The organism is Emticicia fluvialis (genome assembly GCF_024793945.1).
Lineage (GTDB): Bacteria > Bacteroidota > Bacteroidia > Cytophagales > Spirosomataceae > Emticicia > Emticicia fluvialis.
Window position 1 is genome coordinate 228,792 of sequence record NZ_JANUSD010000004.1, and the last position, 15,911, is coordinate 244,702.

At 40.6% G+C, this 15,911-nt stretch carries 12 protein-coding genes; 6 read left to right on the plus strand and 6 right to left on the minus strand.

Annotated elements, in window-relative coordinates:
* Positions 1-215: 215 nt before the first annotated feature.
* A complete protein-coding gene (locus tag NZ848_RS06475) occupies positions 216-635 on the minus strand; it encodes an FKBP-type peptidyl-prolyl cis-trans isomerase (protein ID WP_253534656.1) in 420 nt (139 codons plus the stop codon).
* A 255-nt stretch (positions 636-890) separates the two neighbouring features.
* On the opposite strand from NZ848_RS06475, the gene NZ848_RS06480 reads away from it, so the two are divergent.
* The 4 genes from NZ848_RS06480 (at position 891) to NZ848_RS06495 (ending at position 7,109) form a co-directional block, all read left to right on the plus strand.
* A complete protein-coding gene (locus NZ848_RS06480; RefSeq protein ID WP_259014838.1) occupies positions 891-2,144 on the plus strand; it encodes a TolC family protein in 1,254 nt (417 codons plus the stop codon).
* Between the two features lie 103 nt (positions 2,145-2,247).
* Positions 2,248-3,369 carry an efflux RND transporter periplasmic adaptor subunit gene (locus NZ848_RS06485; RefSeq protein ID WP_259014839.1) on the plus strand — a complete coding sequence of 374 codons (1,122 nt, stop codon included), beginning with the start codon at positions 2,248-2,250 and terminating at the stop codon, positions 3,367-3,369.
* 117 nt (positions 3,370-3,486) lie between these two features.
* On the plus strand, positions 3,487-6,594 hold the full coding sequence (locus tag NZ848_RS06490) for an efflux RND transporter permease subunit (protein ID WP_259014840.1): 3,108 nt from the start codon (positions 3,487-3,489) through the stop codon (positions 6,592-6,594).
* A 107-nt stretch (positions 6,595-6,701) separates the two neighbouring features.
* Positions 6,702-7,109, plus strand: a complete 408-nt coding sequence (locus NZ848_RS06495) for a DUF1003 domain-containing protein (RefSeq protein WP_259014841.1) — start codon at positions 6,702-6,704, stop codon at positions 7,107-7,109.
* A 20-nt stretch (positions 7,110-7,129) separates the two neighbouring features.
* Here the strand turns inward: NZ848_RS06495 and NZ848_RS06500 are convergent, their stop codons facing one another.
* Both NZ848_RS06500 and proS read right to left on the minus strand, forming a co-directional pair.
* A complete protein-coding gene (locus tag NZ848_RS06500; RefSeq protein ID WP_259014842.1) occupies positions 7,130-8,197 on the minus strand; it encodes a hypothetical protein in 1,068 nt (355 codons plus the stop codon).
* A gap of 421 nt (positions 8,198-8,618) precedes the next feature.
* On the minus strand, positions 8,619-10,094 hold the full coding sequence (gene proS / locus NZ848_RS06505; RefSeq protein WP_259014843.1) for a proline--tRNA ligase: 1,476 nt from the start codon (positions 10,092-10,094) through the stop codon (positions 8,619-8,621).
* Positions 10,095-10,423: 329 nt separating this feature from the next.
* On the opposite strand from proS, the gene NZ848_RS06510 reads away from it, so the two are divergent.
* Both NZ848_RS06510 and NZ848_RS06515 read left to right on the plus strand, forming a co-directional pair.
* Complete coding sequence (locus NZ848_RS06510) at positions 10,424-11,686, plus strand: hypothetical protein (protein WP_259014844.1); 1,263 nt, start codon at positions 10,424-10,426, stop codon at positions 11,684-11,686.
* A 253-nt stretch (positions 11,687-11,939) separates the two neighbouring features.
* Positions 11,940-13,472 carry an OmpP1/FadL family transporter gene (locus tag NZ848_RS06515; RefSeq protein ID WP_259014845.1) on the plus strand — a complete coding sequence of 511 codons (1,533 nt, stop codon included), beginning with the start codon at positions 11,940-11,942 and terminating at the stop codon, positions 13,470-13,472.
* Positions 13,473-13,557: 85 nt separating this feature from the next.
* Here the strand turns inward: NZ848_RS06515 and NZ848_RS06520 are convergent, their stop codons facing one another.
* The 3 genes from NZ848_RS06520 to NZ848_RS06530 form a co-directional block, all read right to left on the minus strand.
* Positions 13,558-14,082 carry a shikimate kinase gene (locus tag NZ848_RS06520; RefSeq protein ID WP_253534673.1) on the minus strand — a complete coding sequence of 175 codons (525 nt, stop codon included), beginning with the start codon at positions 14,080-14,082 and terminating at the stop codon, positions 13,558-13,560.
* A gap of 41 nt (positions 14,083-14,123) precedes the next feature.
* Positions 14,124-15,233: a BT_3928 family protein gene (locus NZ848_RS06525; protein WP_259014846.1), complete on the minus strand. Its 1,110-nt coding sequence runs from the start codon at positions 15,231-15,233 to the stop codon at positions 14,124-14,126.
* 64 nt (positions 15,234-15,297) lie between these two features.
* On the minus strand, positions 15,298-15,849 hold the full coding sequence (locus NZ848_RS06530) for a DUF1599 domain-containing protein (RefSeq protein WP_253534677.1): 552 nt from the start codon (positions 15,847-15,849) through the stop codon (positions 15,298-15,300).
* Positions 15,850-15,911: the final 62 nt, after the last annotated feature.

Consider the following 15,911-nt stretch of genomic DNA (forward strand, 5'->3'; position numbering starts at 1 on the left):
TACAAACCCTTAGAAATCAAACAGGGATTTTACGTGACTTTTTAAATATTATTGGCAATTAATATTAATTAAGAGGATTTCTGCTTGAAGTGGCCTGCTCTTTAAACGAAGTTGCTTATAAGACAAGAATATTTGTTGCATAATTACCTTACGGGCCATAAAAAAGCCCCCGCCTGTTTAAAGCAAGGGCCATTTTATTATATTGCCAAACCTGTTTACTGAACACTCACCAGCTCAATTTCAAAGATAAGGTCTTTACCTGCTAATTCATGATTCGCATCTAATTTTACTTTAGTGGCAGTTACCTCACGAACAATAACCGGAATGGCCTGTTGCCCATTATGCATATTCAGGGTGCCGCCTATTTCAAGAGGTACATCGTCAGGTATATCCAGACGATTAAAAGTAAATATCATATCTTCTCTTACAGGGCCATAGGCTTCTTCTGCCGGTATGTACACGGTTTTCTTATCTCCAATCACCATTCCTGCTACTCCGTTATCAAAACCAGGTATTACCATACCGCTACCTACTGTAAATTGTAGTGGCTCGCGCCCTTCCGAGCTGTCAAAAACTGTTCCGTCGCCTAAAGTACCTTTATAATGAACCTGTACTGTATCGCCTGATTTAACCATAGTCGTAAATTTTATGTCTGTTTTAATTGTAACGTTTTAATTCTTACATAAGCTTCTGACTTACAAAGTTCTGTAAATGTTTTTGTTTTATAGTATTATATTGTAAAAATGCAATTTAATTTTCAGGTTTGTATTATCAAATTGCTAATTATTAGCTATTTATGTCTTGTTTTTTTTATTTTAATCTTCTTTTAATGCTCGTTTAATTTGGGTATAATTCAATAAATACAATTTTGCTGAATCAAAATCACAAAAATGATACGGATTCACTACGCCTTTTTATGGATAAGCCTTCTGGCAGCACCAATTGCCAAAGCCCAAGACTCGCTGAGCCTGACCCTACCCGATGCAGAACAACAGTTTAACCAGAAAAATCTCCAGTTAATTGCTGCCAGACTTGGTATTGCAGAAAGCAAAGCCTATGAGATTCAGGCCGGTTTAAAACCAAACCCATCGGTTTACCTTGAACACATGCCTTATAACACGCAAAAAAAAGAAATAGGCGGTTTTAGCAGCAACAATGCACAGCAGGTTGTGCAATATCAGCAGTTAATTGAGGTGGCAGGTAAAAGAAGCAAGCGATTGGCATTGGCCAGGTTAGGAACAGAACAGGCGCAAAATCAGGTTCAGTCGCTATTAAGAGACCTGCAATATGCCCTGCGCACTACTTTTTATGACCTATATTACCAGCAACAGCAATTAAAAGTGTATGATGAAGAAATTCTGACACTTCAACAAACGGTAAGTCTGTATCAGCAGCAATATGATAAAGGCAATGTGCCTTTAAAAGATTTGGCTCGTCTGAAAGCATACCTTTTTAATCTGAATAGCGAGAGACAAACGATTCTTGCTACCATTGCCGACGACGAAGCCGACCTGAACATTTTAACAGCCAACCGAGGCAAATATTTTATAGCTGCCGCCAATTTGCCGGAGGTAAACCTTGGACAATTTAAAATAGGCGATTTATTAACACAGGCAGAAGACAACCGGAGCGACCTGAATTTAATAAAAACCGGCGTAAAACTTGAAAACCAGAATCTGGTCTTACAAAAAGCCTTGGCGAAGCCGGATGTGAACCTTCAATTTACATACGACCGAAACGGGGGGTACATTTCCAATTATCTGGGTGTAGGTGTTGGTGTTACATTGCCGTTCTTTAATAAAAATCAGGGAAACATAGAGGCCGCCAAAATCAGGGTTCAGTCAGGTCAGGCTGCTTTGCAGGCCTACCAGTTGCAGGTTCAGCAAAATGTAATAACGGCGTTTAATAAGGCGCTTCAGGCAGATAAAATGTACCAGACCTTTGATAATCGTTTTGCTGTAGATTTTTCAAAACTCATTGATGGCGTTATACTCAACTACAAAAAACAGAATATTGACGTGGTTGAATTTATAGACTTCTTTGATTCTTATAAAAGTACGGTTATAGAGTTTAATCAATTACAAAACAACCGTATGAAAGCCATTGAAGACCTCAATTATGCTGTTGGCAAGATAATCATCTAAATAATAAAGCGGGTATACTGCCAATTGCAGCCTGGGTGAAGTTGATAACCTTCGCCCAAAAAAAAGTACTAACCAAATAAATGAAATATAAAATAAAAAAGAAATGAAAACGCTTCGTGTATTCAATATAGTTATTTTCTCATCTCTTATCTGCCTTTCGTCTATCGGGTTTACCTCATGCACTGACGCTGGAGGTGAAGAGAAAAAGACTGATTCTGCCGATAGTTCCTCGCCTTTATCTGCAGAACAAATGAAAAGGCTGGTGACAGAAACTGCTGAAATGAAGACAGTAGCCAACGACCTGAACCTGACAGGAAAAATTCAGTTTAATGAAGATAAAATTGTAAAGGTATTTCCGTTAGTGGGTGGGCATATTGAAGATGTTAAAGTTGAACTGGGCGACTACGTAAAAAAAGGGCAGGTACTGGCCATTATTAAAAGTGGTGACCTAGCCGATTTGCAGCAACAAGCCATTACGGCTCGCTCGCAATTGTCGGTAGCGCAGAAAAATGCACAAGTGGCAGAAGATATGTCTAAATCCGGGTTGGCATCTCAAAAAGACCTGGTAGCTGCGCAAGAGCAATTACAGGCAGCCAAAGGAGAATTGCACAGGGTGGCCGAACGCCAGAGTATTTTGGGTGGCAATGGTGCTGCTTATGTAGTAAAAGCACCAGTAGGCGGATATGTGGTTGAGAAAAAGGCTGCCCCCGGTATGGAGTTACGGTCTGATGACCCCGAGAGCCTGTTTACGATAAGCAATCTTGACCAGGTATGGGTTATTGCTAATGTGTATGAGTCTGACCTGGCCAATGTAAAGCAGGGTTATGCCGCCGATATTTCAACGCTTGCTTATCCGGATAAAGTATTTAAAGGTAAAATTGATAAAATTTTTGATGTGCTTGACCCGTCATCAAAAACTGAGCAGGTAAGAATTGTATTACCTAATAATGATAAAAACTTTTTTCTGAAACCCGAGATGTTTGCTAACGTGCATCTTGAATATGCCGGAACCGACCAGAAAGTGGCTGTTCCTTCTAAAGCAATTGTATTTGATAAAAGCCAGAATTTTGTGGTGGTTTTGAAAGGCAGTAAAGACCTGATGATAAAAACGGTTGATGTTTACAAATCAACAGGCACAACTACGTATCTGAATAGTGGCCTTGAACCGGGAGAAAAAGTTGTTACCGAAAATCAGCTTTTAATTTATCAGGCTTTAAACAACTGATAAACCGGTTAGGTTATTAATCTATTATTTTCGATTCAGCATAAAAACAGGTCTTTTGTTTCAGCAGAGCCACCGGCTTCCTGCATGGCCCCAGACCGTGCCTAAATCACAAAAACCATGAACAAATTCATAAAAAATATAATAGCATTTTCATTGAAAAATAAGTACTTCATATTTTTCATGACACTGCTTGCCATTGTAGCCGGGTTTATCAGCTACCAGAACACTCCGGTTGAGGCTTTTCCGGATGTAACCAATACACAGATAACTATTATTACGCAGTGGCCAGGCCGTAGTGCAGAAGAAGTTGAAAAGTTTGTAACTATTCCGCTTGAAATTGGTCTGAATCCGGTTCAGAAGAAAACAGATATCAGATCTACCACCGTATTTGGTTTGTCGGTAGTAAAAGTAATGTTTGAAGATGAGGTAGATGACGCCTTTGCCCGCCAGCAGGTAAATAACCTGCTGCGTGAAGTTGACCTGCCCGATGGCGCCAACCCTGAGGTAGAGCCTCCGTATGGTCCAACAGGTGAGATTTTCAGATATACCCTTGAAAGCCCGACAAGAAGTGTGAGAGAACTAAAAACACTGCAAGACTGGGTTGTAGAAAGAAATCTGAAAAGTGTGCCAGGTGTGGCCGATGTGGTGAGCTTTGGCGGCGAAGTAAAAACTTATGAAATATCTGCCGACCCACGTCGGTTGCTCGACTATGACATTACACCGATACAATTGTATCAGGCGGTGTCGAATGCTAACATAAATGTTGGTGGAGACGTAATTGTAAAAAACTCTGAGGCTTACGTTGTGCGGGGTATAGGGTTACTGAAAGGCGTTAAAGACATTGAGAATATTGTAATTAAAAACAGCAACGGTGTGCCCATTTATGTTCGCAATGTGGCTAATGTGTCAGAATCAGCACTGCCAAGATTAGGGCAGGCTGGAAGAGACGAACGCAGCGACGTGGTTGAGTGTATCATTGTAATGAGAAAAGGCGAAAACCCAAGCCAGGTAATTGAAAAAGTAAAGGCAAAAATTGAGGAAATCAACACCAGTATTTTGCCTAAAGATGTAAAAATCAATACTTTTTATAACCGCGAAAACCTCATTCATTTTGCTACCCATACAGTAACACATAACCTGTTAGAAGGAATAATATTTGTTACCTGTATTGTGTTTATTTTCATGGCCGACTGGCGCACTACCGTAACGGTTTCTATTGTTATTCCGCTGGCATTGTTGTTTGCTTTTATATGCCTGCGCTTAAAAGGTATGTCGGCCAACCTGCTTTCAATGGGCGCTATTGATTTTGGTATTATTGTTGATGGCGCGGTGGTAATGGTTGAAGGTATTTTTGTAACGCTTGACCAGCTCTCGCACAAAATAGGTATGGAGCGTTTCAACAGGTTGTCTAAACTGGGTTTGTTGAAAAAGACCGGAACCGAGCTAGGTAAAGCCATTTTCTTCTCCAAAGCCATTATTATTACCTGTCTGATGCCCATTTTCAGTTTTCAGAAAGTAGAAGGGAAGATGTTCAGCCCTCTGGCCTGGACCCTTGGTTTTGCCTTATTGGGCGCCTTGATTTTTACCCTTACGCTTGTGCCGGTTCTTGCCAGTATACTGTTAAAGAAAAACGTAAAAGAAAAACATAATTTCTTTGTTGATTTTATTGAAAAGAAATCACTGAAGTTGTTCTCATACACTTACAAGCACAAAAAGGTTAGTATTATTATAGCAGCGATTCTGGTTGTGGTAGGTTTCTTTAACTTTAAGTTTTTAGGTACCGAGTTTCTTCCTGAGCTGAACGAGGGTTCAATTTATGTAAGAGCAAGTATGCCCATGAATATATCGCTGGAAGAGTCGGTAAAACAAACCCAGCAGATGCGCGCGATATTCCGTAGTTTCCCTGAGGTAAAACAGGTTATTTCTCAAACCGGAAGACCCAATGACGGTACAGACCCAACCGGGTTTTACAATATTGAGTTTCTGGTAGATATTTACCCTAAAGAAGAATGGAAACGGCACATTTCAAAAGAAGAGCTGATTGACGAAATGAATAAGAAGCTGGAAATTTATCCGGGTGTTCTTTTTAACTTTTCGCAACCTATTATGGACAACGTTGAAGAGGCTGTGTCGGGCGTAAAGGGTAGTATAGCGGTTAAAATATACGGACAAGACCTGCCTACTTTAGAGAAAAAAGCCTTAATGGTATATGACCAACTAAAAACCGTAAAAGGAATTGAAGACCTGGGGGTTATCAAAAACATTGGCCAGCCTGAATTAAGGATAGAGCTTGATGAACAAAAGCTGGCACTTTACGGAGTAAATAAAGCAGATGCCCAGGCGGTTATTGAAATGGCAATTGGTGGTAAAGCCGCTACCCAAATTTATGAAGACGAGCGCCACTTTGACCTCCGAATCAGGTATGCGCCGCAGTTCAGAAACAATGAAGAGGCCATTGGGAATCTGATGATACCTACTTCAATTGGTAACCAGATTCCGTTAAAGAGTGTGGCGCATATTTACTCCCAAACAGGTCCGGTTCTGATTTTCAGAGAAGCCAACCAACGTTTTATTGGTGTTAAGTTCTCTATCAGAGGCCGCGATATGGGGTCGGCCATTGCAGAAGCGCAAAAGAAAGTAAATGCAGTAGTTAAGCTAGATAAGGGATATAAAATGAAATGGGCAGGTGATTTTGAGAACCAGCAAAGAGCTACTGCCAGACTGGCTCAGGTAGTGCCTATCAGTCTTTTGCTCATATTCCTGATATTGTTTGTGCTTTTTGGCAATATTAAAGATGCCGCCCTTGTGCTTACCAATGTACCTTTTGCAATTATCGGTGGCATTGCCTCATTGCTTATATCTGGCACCAACTTTAGTATATCGGCGGGTATCGGGTTTATTGCGTTGTTTGGTATCTGTATTCAGAACGGCGTTATTTTGATATCGGTATTCAAGAAAAACCTGCATGAGAAAATGACACTTAACACGGCTATCTATGAAGGGGTGCGCTCAAGGGTTCGCCCGGTTATTATGACAGCCCTCATGGCCATGATAGGTTTGATACCTGCTGCCATTTCAACCGGTATTGGTTCTGAAACCTCAAAACCGCTGGCAATCGTAGTTATTGGCGGGCTTATTACAGCCACAGTTTTAACACTTTTCGTATTTCCGCTTATTTTCTTCGTGTTTTATCGTAAGAAATTTGCAGCTGCACTTGAAGAGTAATCTTTGGATACAATATTTTTTTTATATTTCACGGTAGTTTCTAATAACAGGGGGCAATGCCCTCTGTTATTATTTGCAAAAAACATTTGAACCTAAAAAACAGCTTTATGAATAAGGATATTCTGAATGAAGAAGATAATGCAAACCTGTCGTTTGGTGACAGAATGGCTGATAAGATAGCCACCTTTGGAGGAAGCTGGACATTCATTCTGTCGTTTATTGGTTTTTTAATAATCTGGATATTTATTAATATTTTCTGGCTAAAAAACCGTGCTTTTGACCCTTACCCGTTTATATTACTTAATCTGATATTATCTTGTATAGCAGCTTTGCAGGCGCCTGTTATTATGATGAGCCAGAACAGGCAGGAGGAAAAAGACAGAGAGCGCGCAAAGATTGATTTAAAAATCAACCAGAAAGCGGAGAAAGAAATCAGGAGCCTGCATAAAAAACTGGATTTGCTGATAAAACAGCATGAGGAGTTCAGACATGAAATGAATGAACGCCACAAATAATGCTGAAAACCCAGGTTCGCTCAATAATAAGCATGCAAAAGTTCGTTTCCTTTCATCAGAATAGGCAGCGAGTCTACATCTCTTAAAAAGATGAGGTCTTTTTCAAACTCATACATCTGGTAGCTTTTATTAAACTCTGCGTCTCCATCCAGCAGGCGTATGGTATCCAGCGCAAAATTGGCACCCCCGGCCGCAAAGCACTGGGTGGTAGCAATATGCCTGATGTTTACCTCTGTTATATACGGCTTACCGTTTTCATCTTCTTTCAGGTCTACCGTAAAAAAACCGTGTTTTTGAGCGTTGGTGTAGGCAAAAAGGTAGTTCATAGCTCTTTCAACCTCATGAACCAGCAATGGGTCATTGATTAACCTTCCGAATGAAACATTTCCTGTTATGCCAGATGGTGCCACTTTAGCCATAATGTATTTCATTCGCTCGCAGCAGGCGGCCCTCAGAAATGCACCTTCATAGTATAGCACCTTACACGCCAGATTTCGGCCCGGCAGGTATTGGCTTGCCATAAATTCCTGCACGTTCGGGTTAATTTCAATCCAATTGCGCAAGGCGGTTTTATTTTCAATTTTCAAAGCGCCCAGGCCACTGGTGCCCGTGGTGCTTCGTACCCAAAAGCTTTTATTGAAGGAATCGAATATTTCGTCGGCATTATAGTTGTCTCGAGTAAAAGTAATCGACAAGGGGGCCATGTCTATGCACTGAAGCACATCTGTCATACGTGATTTATTAACTAACAACTCTGCAATGGCGTTATCAGGTATTAAAGTTTTGCAGGGTAAATTACCGGCGGCTTTCCTTTTGCTCCATTCAATTACTTCGGCCTCTGGCAAAATAACAGCCATATCAATGCTTTGCTCGGTAATTAACTTTTCTATTACCGGCCAGTAATCGGGGCTGCCAGCTGGTGGCACAATAAAAGTATGATTGAATAATTCGTTCTGATAAAGCCCAATAGCTAAGGGGTTGGTATCGGTTCCGATAAGTTCGAAACGTTTGTAAACGGAGTATTTTCTTAGTGCGGTGGCAAAACTTCTTGGGGTAGGGCCGCCAACACCGGTTATAAGTATTTTCATGCTATAATTACAATCTGGTTCTTAAAATCCTTCAAACAATAGCAATAGCTAAACTGCTTAAAATGTAAATTTCATGCACATCCGGTAAAACCGGATTATTTTTTACTTCTGGATAATAAAAATAAGATATGTGAAAATTAAGTTGTAAAATACTTTTACCATCACAGCATTGTTCTTAATGCAATATTGTAAAAAAAAATTTATTTTACAAATATTCAATTAGCCAGAGGCTGTCAATGATGTTTATAGAATAAAGGTTTGGCAACTTTAAGTATATAAAGGAAAAGGATAGAGTTGATATGGATGAAACAATAAATTTGTTTAGTCTCAAACCTGAAAAAAAAGCAAATGCCTGAAAGACCGTAATTCATATTGAAGCCAGGTCTTTCAGGCATTTGCTGTGAAACTCACAAACAACTTATTAATAAGCCCTTGCAAAAATAACTCTTTTTGATGAAGGTTTGCCAGTTAAAATACACTTGCCTTCTTCCTCTTTAGTGTCTAACGGAATACAGCGGATAGTCGCTTTGGTAAGCTCCTTTATTTTTTCTTCTGTTTCTGAGGTACCATCCCAATGGCAATGCAAGAAACCACCTTTTTCTATCTGTTCTTCAAATTCCTGCCAGGTGTTTATTTCAAAAGAGTTTTCTTTTCTGAAATTCAATGCTTTCTGATAAATGCTCTCCTGAATTTCATTCAACAAATCTTTTACATAAACGGCTATGCCTTCTATTGCACGTGTTTCTTTGCTTAAGGTGTCTCTTCGGGCTACTTCTATTACACCATTTTGTAGGTCTCTCATACCTATGGCCATGCGTACAGGCACCCCTTTTAGTTCATATTCTGCAAATTTCCATCCCGGGCGGTTGGCGTCGCTGTCATCAAACTTAACGCTGATACCATAAGATTTAAGCTCTTTGATAATTGGCTGAATGGTCTCTTTAATGGCCGATAAATCTTCTTCACCTTTATAGATAGGCACAATAACTACATGTATTGGCGCTAATTTTGGAGGAAGCACAAGCCCGTTGTCGTCTGAGTGAGCCATTATTAAGGCACCCATTAAACGTGTGCTCACACCCCATGACGTACCCCATACGTGTTCCAGTTTCCCCTCTTTCGACTGGAATTTCACATCAAAAGCTTTTGCGAAATTCTGCCCAAGGAAGTGGCTGGTACCAGCCTGAAGGGCTTTACCGTCTTGCATCATGGCCTCAATACACATGGTTTCTTCAGCACCGGCAAAACGTTCATTTGCAGACTTGAAACCTTTTACCACTGGTACAGCCATAAATTCTTCGGCAAAAGTGGCATATACATCAAGCATTTGTTTGGTTTCTGTCAAGGCCTCTTCGCTGGATGCATGGGCGGTGTGTCCTTCCTGCCAAAGAAATTCGGCCGTACGTAAAAACATACGGGTGCGCATCTCCCAACGCACTACATTGGCCCACTGGTTAATCAGTATCGGTAAATCACGGTATGATTGTATCCAGTTTTTGTAGGTACTCCAGATGATGGCTTCACTGGTAGGTCTTACAACTAATTCTTCTTCAAGTTTAGCTTCAGGGTCAACCATGAGCGAGCCAGGTTTATCCGGGTTGCTTTTCAATCTATAATGCGTTACAACGGCACATTCTTTGGCAAAACCCTCGGCGTTTTTTTCTTCAGCTTCAAACAAACTTTTGGGTACAAAAAGCGGAAAATAAGCATTGGTATGCCCTGTTTCCTTAAACATGTCGTCAAGGGCGCGTTGCATTTTTTCCCAGATTGAATAACCATAAGGTTTTATAACCATACAGCCTCTTACTGCCGAATTCTCGGCCAAGTCTGCTCTTTTAACTAATTCGTTGTACCACTCCGAATAATTCTCACTGCGTTTTGGAAGACCTTTACTCATAATTGTCAGTTAAATTAAACTTTATCGCCTGTAATGAATCTAACAGGTGTATATTTACGTTATATCTATAAAAAGCACAATCCTGCCTACTTTTAATTAAACTTTCATTTGGATTGGCTTGCAAAGATAAGTTTTTATATTAAGTTTGTCATAGTTAAATTCGTTACTTTTAGGTAATCTGCGGTAACGGGATGCGATGTAAAAATCTGGTTTTACTGGTTTCTAAATTTTTTTTAATTTTTTCAATAAGCCATACAACCATTTAAGGTGCCTGTGCATCATTCACATAGACAACAGGTTATATTTGCTCACAATTAATTCAATATAAAATGAACACTTTCAAATCTTTCAGGTATCTGTCGGTTGCAGTGCTTTTGGGTGCCTGGGGTTGTAGTCAGAAGCAGGTTGCCACCAAGGGCGATTATGATGACTTGTACGGTTCATCAAAAGATGCCCCCGAGGTAGCTTATAAAACATCTACACGACCTTCCATATACCAGAATCCTGACTTTGAAGATAATTTGCGTTATCAGAGAGAAGAGTCGCCAGTTCAGGCTGAAGGAACTGATGAATATTATGATGAAAATTACGTAAACTCACGCAAGGTGAAACGTTCGTATTCTGCCGAGCCGGGTTATTCATCAGGTTTCTCAGACGGATATCAATCAGGTTGGAATGATTATGCCTGGAGCCAGCCAATGGGATGGGCAAGTCCGTTCAGCCGTTTCGGATATTATTCGCCATTCGGATATAATTCTTTTGGTTACAATAGCATTAATATCGGTTTTGGTTTGGGCTTAGGCATGGGTTATGGTGGTTTCGGTGGCAGATATTATGACCCTTTCTGGGGAAGCCGCTTTTATGACCCATTCTGGGGCGGTGGTTTTTACAGCCCATATTACAGCTCTATTTATTCTCCTTGGGGATACTCTCCTTGGGGTGGTGGTTTTTACAGCCCTTACGATTATTATGGTTATGGTGGATACTACGGTGGTTACCCGGGCTATTATTACAACGCAACAGCGGGTGTAGTTGGCGCTGCAAGAAACCGTACTTATGGCCCACGTGACGGTGGCAGAGGCTCAGCTTACTATAATGATCGCTTCAATAATACCGCTATCAGAACCAATGAAAGCGGACGCCGGTCTGATGGAAGCAATGCCAGAACTACCTCGGTAGGTAGCGGTGGCAGAACTTATACCGGAAATGATGGTTATTATGCCGCACCAAGAAGAAACGGAGGCTATAACTCTTCATTTGATAATACCCCGAGCTCATCGCGTTCAAACAGCAGCAGTAATGATACTTACTACGCCCGGCCTCGCCGAAACGGTGGTTACGAAACGCCCGGCAGTAGCAGTAGTTCATATAGCCGTCCGTCTTCAAGCAACACCCGTTCGTCTAACAGTTGGTCAAGTGGTAGCGGAAACTCATCAAGAGGTTCTGACAGCTGGAGAAGCTCAGGCTCCTCAAGCAACTCAAGCTGGAGCAGCGGAAGCAGTAGCCGTGGTTCAAGTTCAGGTAGCAGCAGTAGCAGCGGCGCCTCACGCGGCGGCGGTGGTGGTGGCGGCGGAAGCCGGGGTCCAAGATAATAACCTGCCGGCCGAACAATTGAACGATGGTGCTTGTTAAGCTCTTGCGAGCGTACGTGAAAACGGTTTTATTTTGTAAAATATTCAGAAACCTCGCTGAATCAACTTTGTTTGGCGAGGTTTTCTATTAAATGAAAAAGCTTTTTTGTTGTACCCTTAATTTAGAAGAATGGTAAAACTTATACACGGTTAATACCGGTAAATGCATGTTGTGGCATGCAGGCTGATTCTTCAATCATAAAGTATAAAAAAAATGAAAATCTCACGCATTCTGATTACCGCGTCCTTTCTTTCAGGAGCAATCGGAGCCAAGGCACAATTAAGTTTGGGTGGCCACTTTTATGGTGAAGAAGCCCTCAGATTCTCGGAAACAAAAATTTCAGGTTCGGCCCGTATGCAGGGTTTAGGTGGTGGATACGTTTCTTTAGGTGCAGATGCTACCAATAATTACACTAACCCCGCCGGATTAGGATTTTACAATCGCTCAGAGTTGAGTATTACCCCTGTATTAAATTCTATTAATACTTCTTCGGTATATGCCGGTGAACAATTCGGCAGATCTTCTACCAGTCCGAACATCGGGCAGCTAGGGCTTGTTTTTAGCAGTGGTGGCGTTGGTACAAGAAAAAAACGCTCGGCATTTGCCATTACCTATTCAAGACAAAATAGTTTTTTGAGTGATTTCCGCTATAACGGTCTTAATCAGCGAAGTTCAATGATGGATTTTTTTGCTCAAAAGGCTTCACTGCGCGGTGCAGATTCTAAAACACTTGATGATGAGTTTAACCCTAACACCGGTACGGCGTTTACTTCAACGTCAATGTATTACCAGGCCTACATGATAGACCCATCGCAAAATGGCGGAGCGCCTTACAGCAAAATTGAGCAGGCTCTTCCGGCTGACCAGGTAGGTAATGTTTCGGCAACTGGTTCTACCAGCCAGTGGAATCTTGGTTATGGTATCAACTTTGACGATAAAACCTATATAGGCCTTGGTATTGGTTTTGTTAGACTGAACTATGAAAACACCAATTCGCATAGTGAAAGATTTACCAACGGAGTTATTTTTAACGGATTTGACTATAACGAGAACCTGTATGTTAGAGGCTCAGGTGTGAACTTTTCACTGGGCGCTATTTACAAAGCAACAGAGTCAATCAGTCTGGGTGCCAGTTTAACTACCCCTTCCTGGATTAGTGTTAGCGAAATTTATAATTCAAACATAAGAACAGACCCCAAACCCGGAAACCCGGTAATTCCTTCTAAAGCTTCTAACTATGTGGCTACAGAAGAGAACGTATTTTCTTATAACCTTACTACCCCATTAAGAGCCAGTGGTGGCGCTACTTTCTTTTTGCCTAACAAAGCAGGTTTTATTACTGCTGATGCCGAGTATGTTGGTTATAGAGGAATGGGAATAAAAGATACTCAGGACAAAGACTGGAGTTCTGATCAGAAACGTGGTATACAATCAACTTATGTAGACGCTGTAAATGTAAAAGTAGGGGCTGAGTACCGTATTCAGAGTATAAGATTACGCGCCGGGGCCAAATATATGCCAGACCCTTACAAAGTAAAAGCAGATAATCTGGACCGCTCTCAAATGTTGTTTACTGGTGGTATTGGGTACCGATCTTCCAAATTCTTTATTGATTTGGCAGGTGTATTTAACCAGTTTAAAGGCGCTTATACTCCTTATGAATTGTCTAATCCGGCAAATTATGGTTCTGCTGCCTTAACTACCAAGGCAACCAGTTTTGTGGTGTCGGTTGGTACATTCTTCTGATAAGGTTTTGGAAATGATATTAAATAAATGAAATACAAAGGTGTATAAACAAAAATGACAACCCGCAAGAGTTGTCATTTTTGTTTTACCGGATTTTCCTGGCAAATTCAGCCTCTAAAATCCAAAGAATGGCATCGGGGTCGGTGTCTCCCTCAATGGTAATATCGGCCTGTTGATAGTAGGTCAGGCGTTCATTATATTTTTCTGTTAATGTGTCAAGCAGATTTTTATTCTCGAGGTCATAAAGGGGTCTTTCATTTTTCTTCGATAACTGCATTCTTTCCAACAATCTGTCGGGCTTTACATCCAGAAAAATACTGATACCATTTTCTTTGATATACGCCAGTCCGTCCAGAAAACAAGGTACACCTCCTCCTGTGGCAACTACAGAACGCATATCTTTTTGAACTTTCTTCAACTGCTGATTTTCTACCTTACGAAAATATTCTTCGCCGTTTAATGCAAATATTTCAGAAATCTTCTTTCCCTCTGCAAGCTCAATCCGGGCATCTAAGTCAATAAATTCGTATCCTAAACTCTTGGCCAGTTGCCTCCCCAAAGTACTTTTACCTGACGACGGCATGCCAATCAAAAAAATGTTAGTAGTCATTCTGTCTGCTTGGGCGTAATTATTAAGTATTTAGTATATAACTATTTGAGCAGTTTAGTTAAATCTTCTTTATTGGGTATGCTATTGTTGCCCCATTTGCCTTTTACCACTCCGTTTTGTAACAAAATCACGCAAGGATTTGTTCGTGCCATGGTTTTTAATACGGCGGCATCGGCAGTAAAATAAGGAATTGAAAGGACATTGGCCTGCCTGAAGGCTTCAAATTCTGTTTGAATGGCCGAAGTTAATATAATGGGTTTTATACTGCTGCCTTGCACGCTTCCGGCCAAAGCTTTTATCTCAGTTATTTCTGCCTCGTTTACGTCTTTTATATTCTTGAAAACAAACAACAATTTATTGCCAATAAAAGTAGAATCAGTATACACGTTTCCCTGCGCATCATTCACAAAATAATCGGTGATTTTTGGTTTCACTTTATCATCATTCAGAGTAATGGATGTTACATATTTATATGTAGTGGTATCCATCAGAAACTCTGCCGATTTTACCTCTTCGTTGGTTTTTTTGTTCAGAAAAGTATATTCAAAAACGGGTTTAATGCCCGTGGGTTTCATCTGCTCGGGTATGCTTTTGCCAACTGCATAAGGAAGGAAATCAATAGGAGGCAGGTAACGGATGGCGTAAATGCCAATACCAAACGAGACTACCGAAACCAACGCCATAACACTATGCAGGTTAGAATCTTTATACCCGTTTCTGTATATAAATATAATTACAATCAGTACCGTAAGGAAAATGTCCTTGTTGAATGACGTCCACGGTTTTAGTTTCAGAAAATCGCCAAAACATCCGCAGTCTGTTACTTTATTAAAATACGCAGAGTAAAAAGTAAGGAAAGTAAAAAATACAATAATGACAAGCAGCAACCACGAGGTGATTTTCATGCGGTAAGAAAGCAACGTAGCAACACCCAGAATAACCTCTAATGCGCAAAAAATAAGCGACAACGCAAGCGAGTTATGCGCAAAAAACATAAAGAAGCCCTCTAAAGCTGGGATATCCTGCGAGAAAACCTCAAAATATTCTTCCAGCTTTATGCCTGTTCCTACGGGGTCAACTACTTTTACAAAACCAGAAAAAATAAAAATGACACCCACTATGATGCGAGCAATTTGTGCAGGTATTTTCATAAAAGAACAAGGTAAAGTTCGAACAGCCTATTGAATTATAATTTAGTTTTCTGCTTGTAGCGCTTTATTGCTGGCTTTGTGCCTGGCCCAGTTTTATCATGCAGAAAACAGCATAATTGATGATGTCCTGATAGCCAGCCCTTATGCCCTCAGAAACAATGGTTTTGCCCTGATTGTCTTCAATTTGTTTGATTCTGAACAGCTTCATTAGAATGATATCAGTCATTGAACCCACGCGCATATCGCGCCAGGCTTCACCGTAGTCATGGTTTTTATTAAATAAAAGTGCCATTACTTCATCTATTTCCTTATTGTACAGTTCATGCAACTCATCAAACGGAATCTCAATTTTTGTTTCGTCCACCAGCTTTTGTTGAATAAGGGCCATTACGCAATAATTGATAATGCCTATAAACTCTGGCACTATGCCTTCGTCTACTTTGCTGAAGCCTTTATCCTGGATGGTTCTGATGCGCTGTGCTTTAATAAAAATCTGGTCGGTGATGCTCGGAAGGCGCAGAATACGCCACGAAGTGCCGTAATCTTTGTTTTTTTTCTCGAAAAGATCCTGACAAATTTTTATAATATATCTGTATTCAAATTCGGTCTGATTCATGCGCACAATCCAAAAAAGGATAATTTTAAGGAATTCCGGAATATATAATCTATTATTGCAAA

What these genes read in the sequence shown, in the direction of transcription:
- NZ848_RS06525 (WP_259014846.1), bottom strand. Translation starts at nt 15,233, where the DNA reads ATGAAAATACCTGCACAAATTGCTCGCATCATAGTGGGTGTCATTTTT.
- NZ848_RS06530 (WP_253534677.1), bottom strand. Translation starts at nt 15,849, where the DNA reads ATGAATCAGACCGAATTTGAATACAGATATATTATAAAAATTTGTCAG.
- NZ848_RS06480 (WP_259014838.1), top strand. Translation starts at nt 891, where the DNA reads ATGATACGGATTCACTACGCCTTTTTATGGATAAGCCTTCTGGCAGCA.
- NZ848_RS06500 (WP_259014842.1), bottom strand. Translation starts at nt 8,197, where the DNA reads ATGAAAATACTTATAACCGGTGTTGGCGGCCCTACCCCAAGAAGTTTT.
- NZ848_RS06495 (WP_259014841.1), top strand. Translation starts at nt 6,702, where the DNA reads ATGAATAAGGATATTCTGAATGAAGAAGATAATGCAAACCTGTCGTTT.
- NZ848_RS06485 (WP_259014839.1), top strand. Translation starts at nt 2,248, where the DNA reads ATGAAAACGCTTCGTGTATTCAATATAGTTATTTTCTCATCTCTTATC.
- NZ848_RS06510 (WP_259014844.1), top strand. Translation starts at nt 10,424, where the DNA reads ATGAACACTTTCAAATCTTTCAGGTATCTGTCGGTTGCAGTGCTTTTG.
- NZ848_RS06490 (WP_259014840.1), top strand. Translation starts at nt 3,487, where the DNA reads ATGAACAAATTCATAAAAAATATAATAGCATTTTCATTGAAAAATAAG.
- NZ848_RS06520 (WP_253534673.1), bottom strand. Translation starts at nt 14,082, where the DNA reads ATGACTACTAACATTTTTTTGATTGGCATGCCGTCGTCAGGTAAAAGT.
- proS (WP_259014843.1), bottom strand. Translation starts at nt 10,094, where the DNA reads ATGAGTAAAGGTCTTCCAAAACGCAGTGAGAATTATTCGGAGTGGTAC.
- NZ848_RS06475 (WP_253534656.1), bottom strand. Translation starts at nt 635, where the DNA reads ATGGTTAAATCAGGCGATACAGTACAGGTTCATTATAAAGGTACTTTA.
- NZ848_RS06515 (WP_259014845.1), top strand. Translation starts at nt 11,940, where the DNA reads ATGAAAATCTCACGCATTCTGATTACCGCGTCCTTTCTTTCAGGAGCA.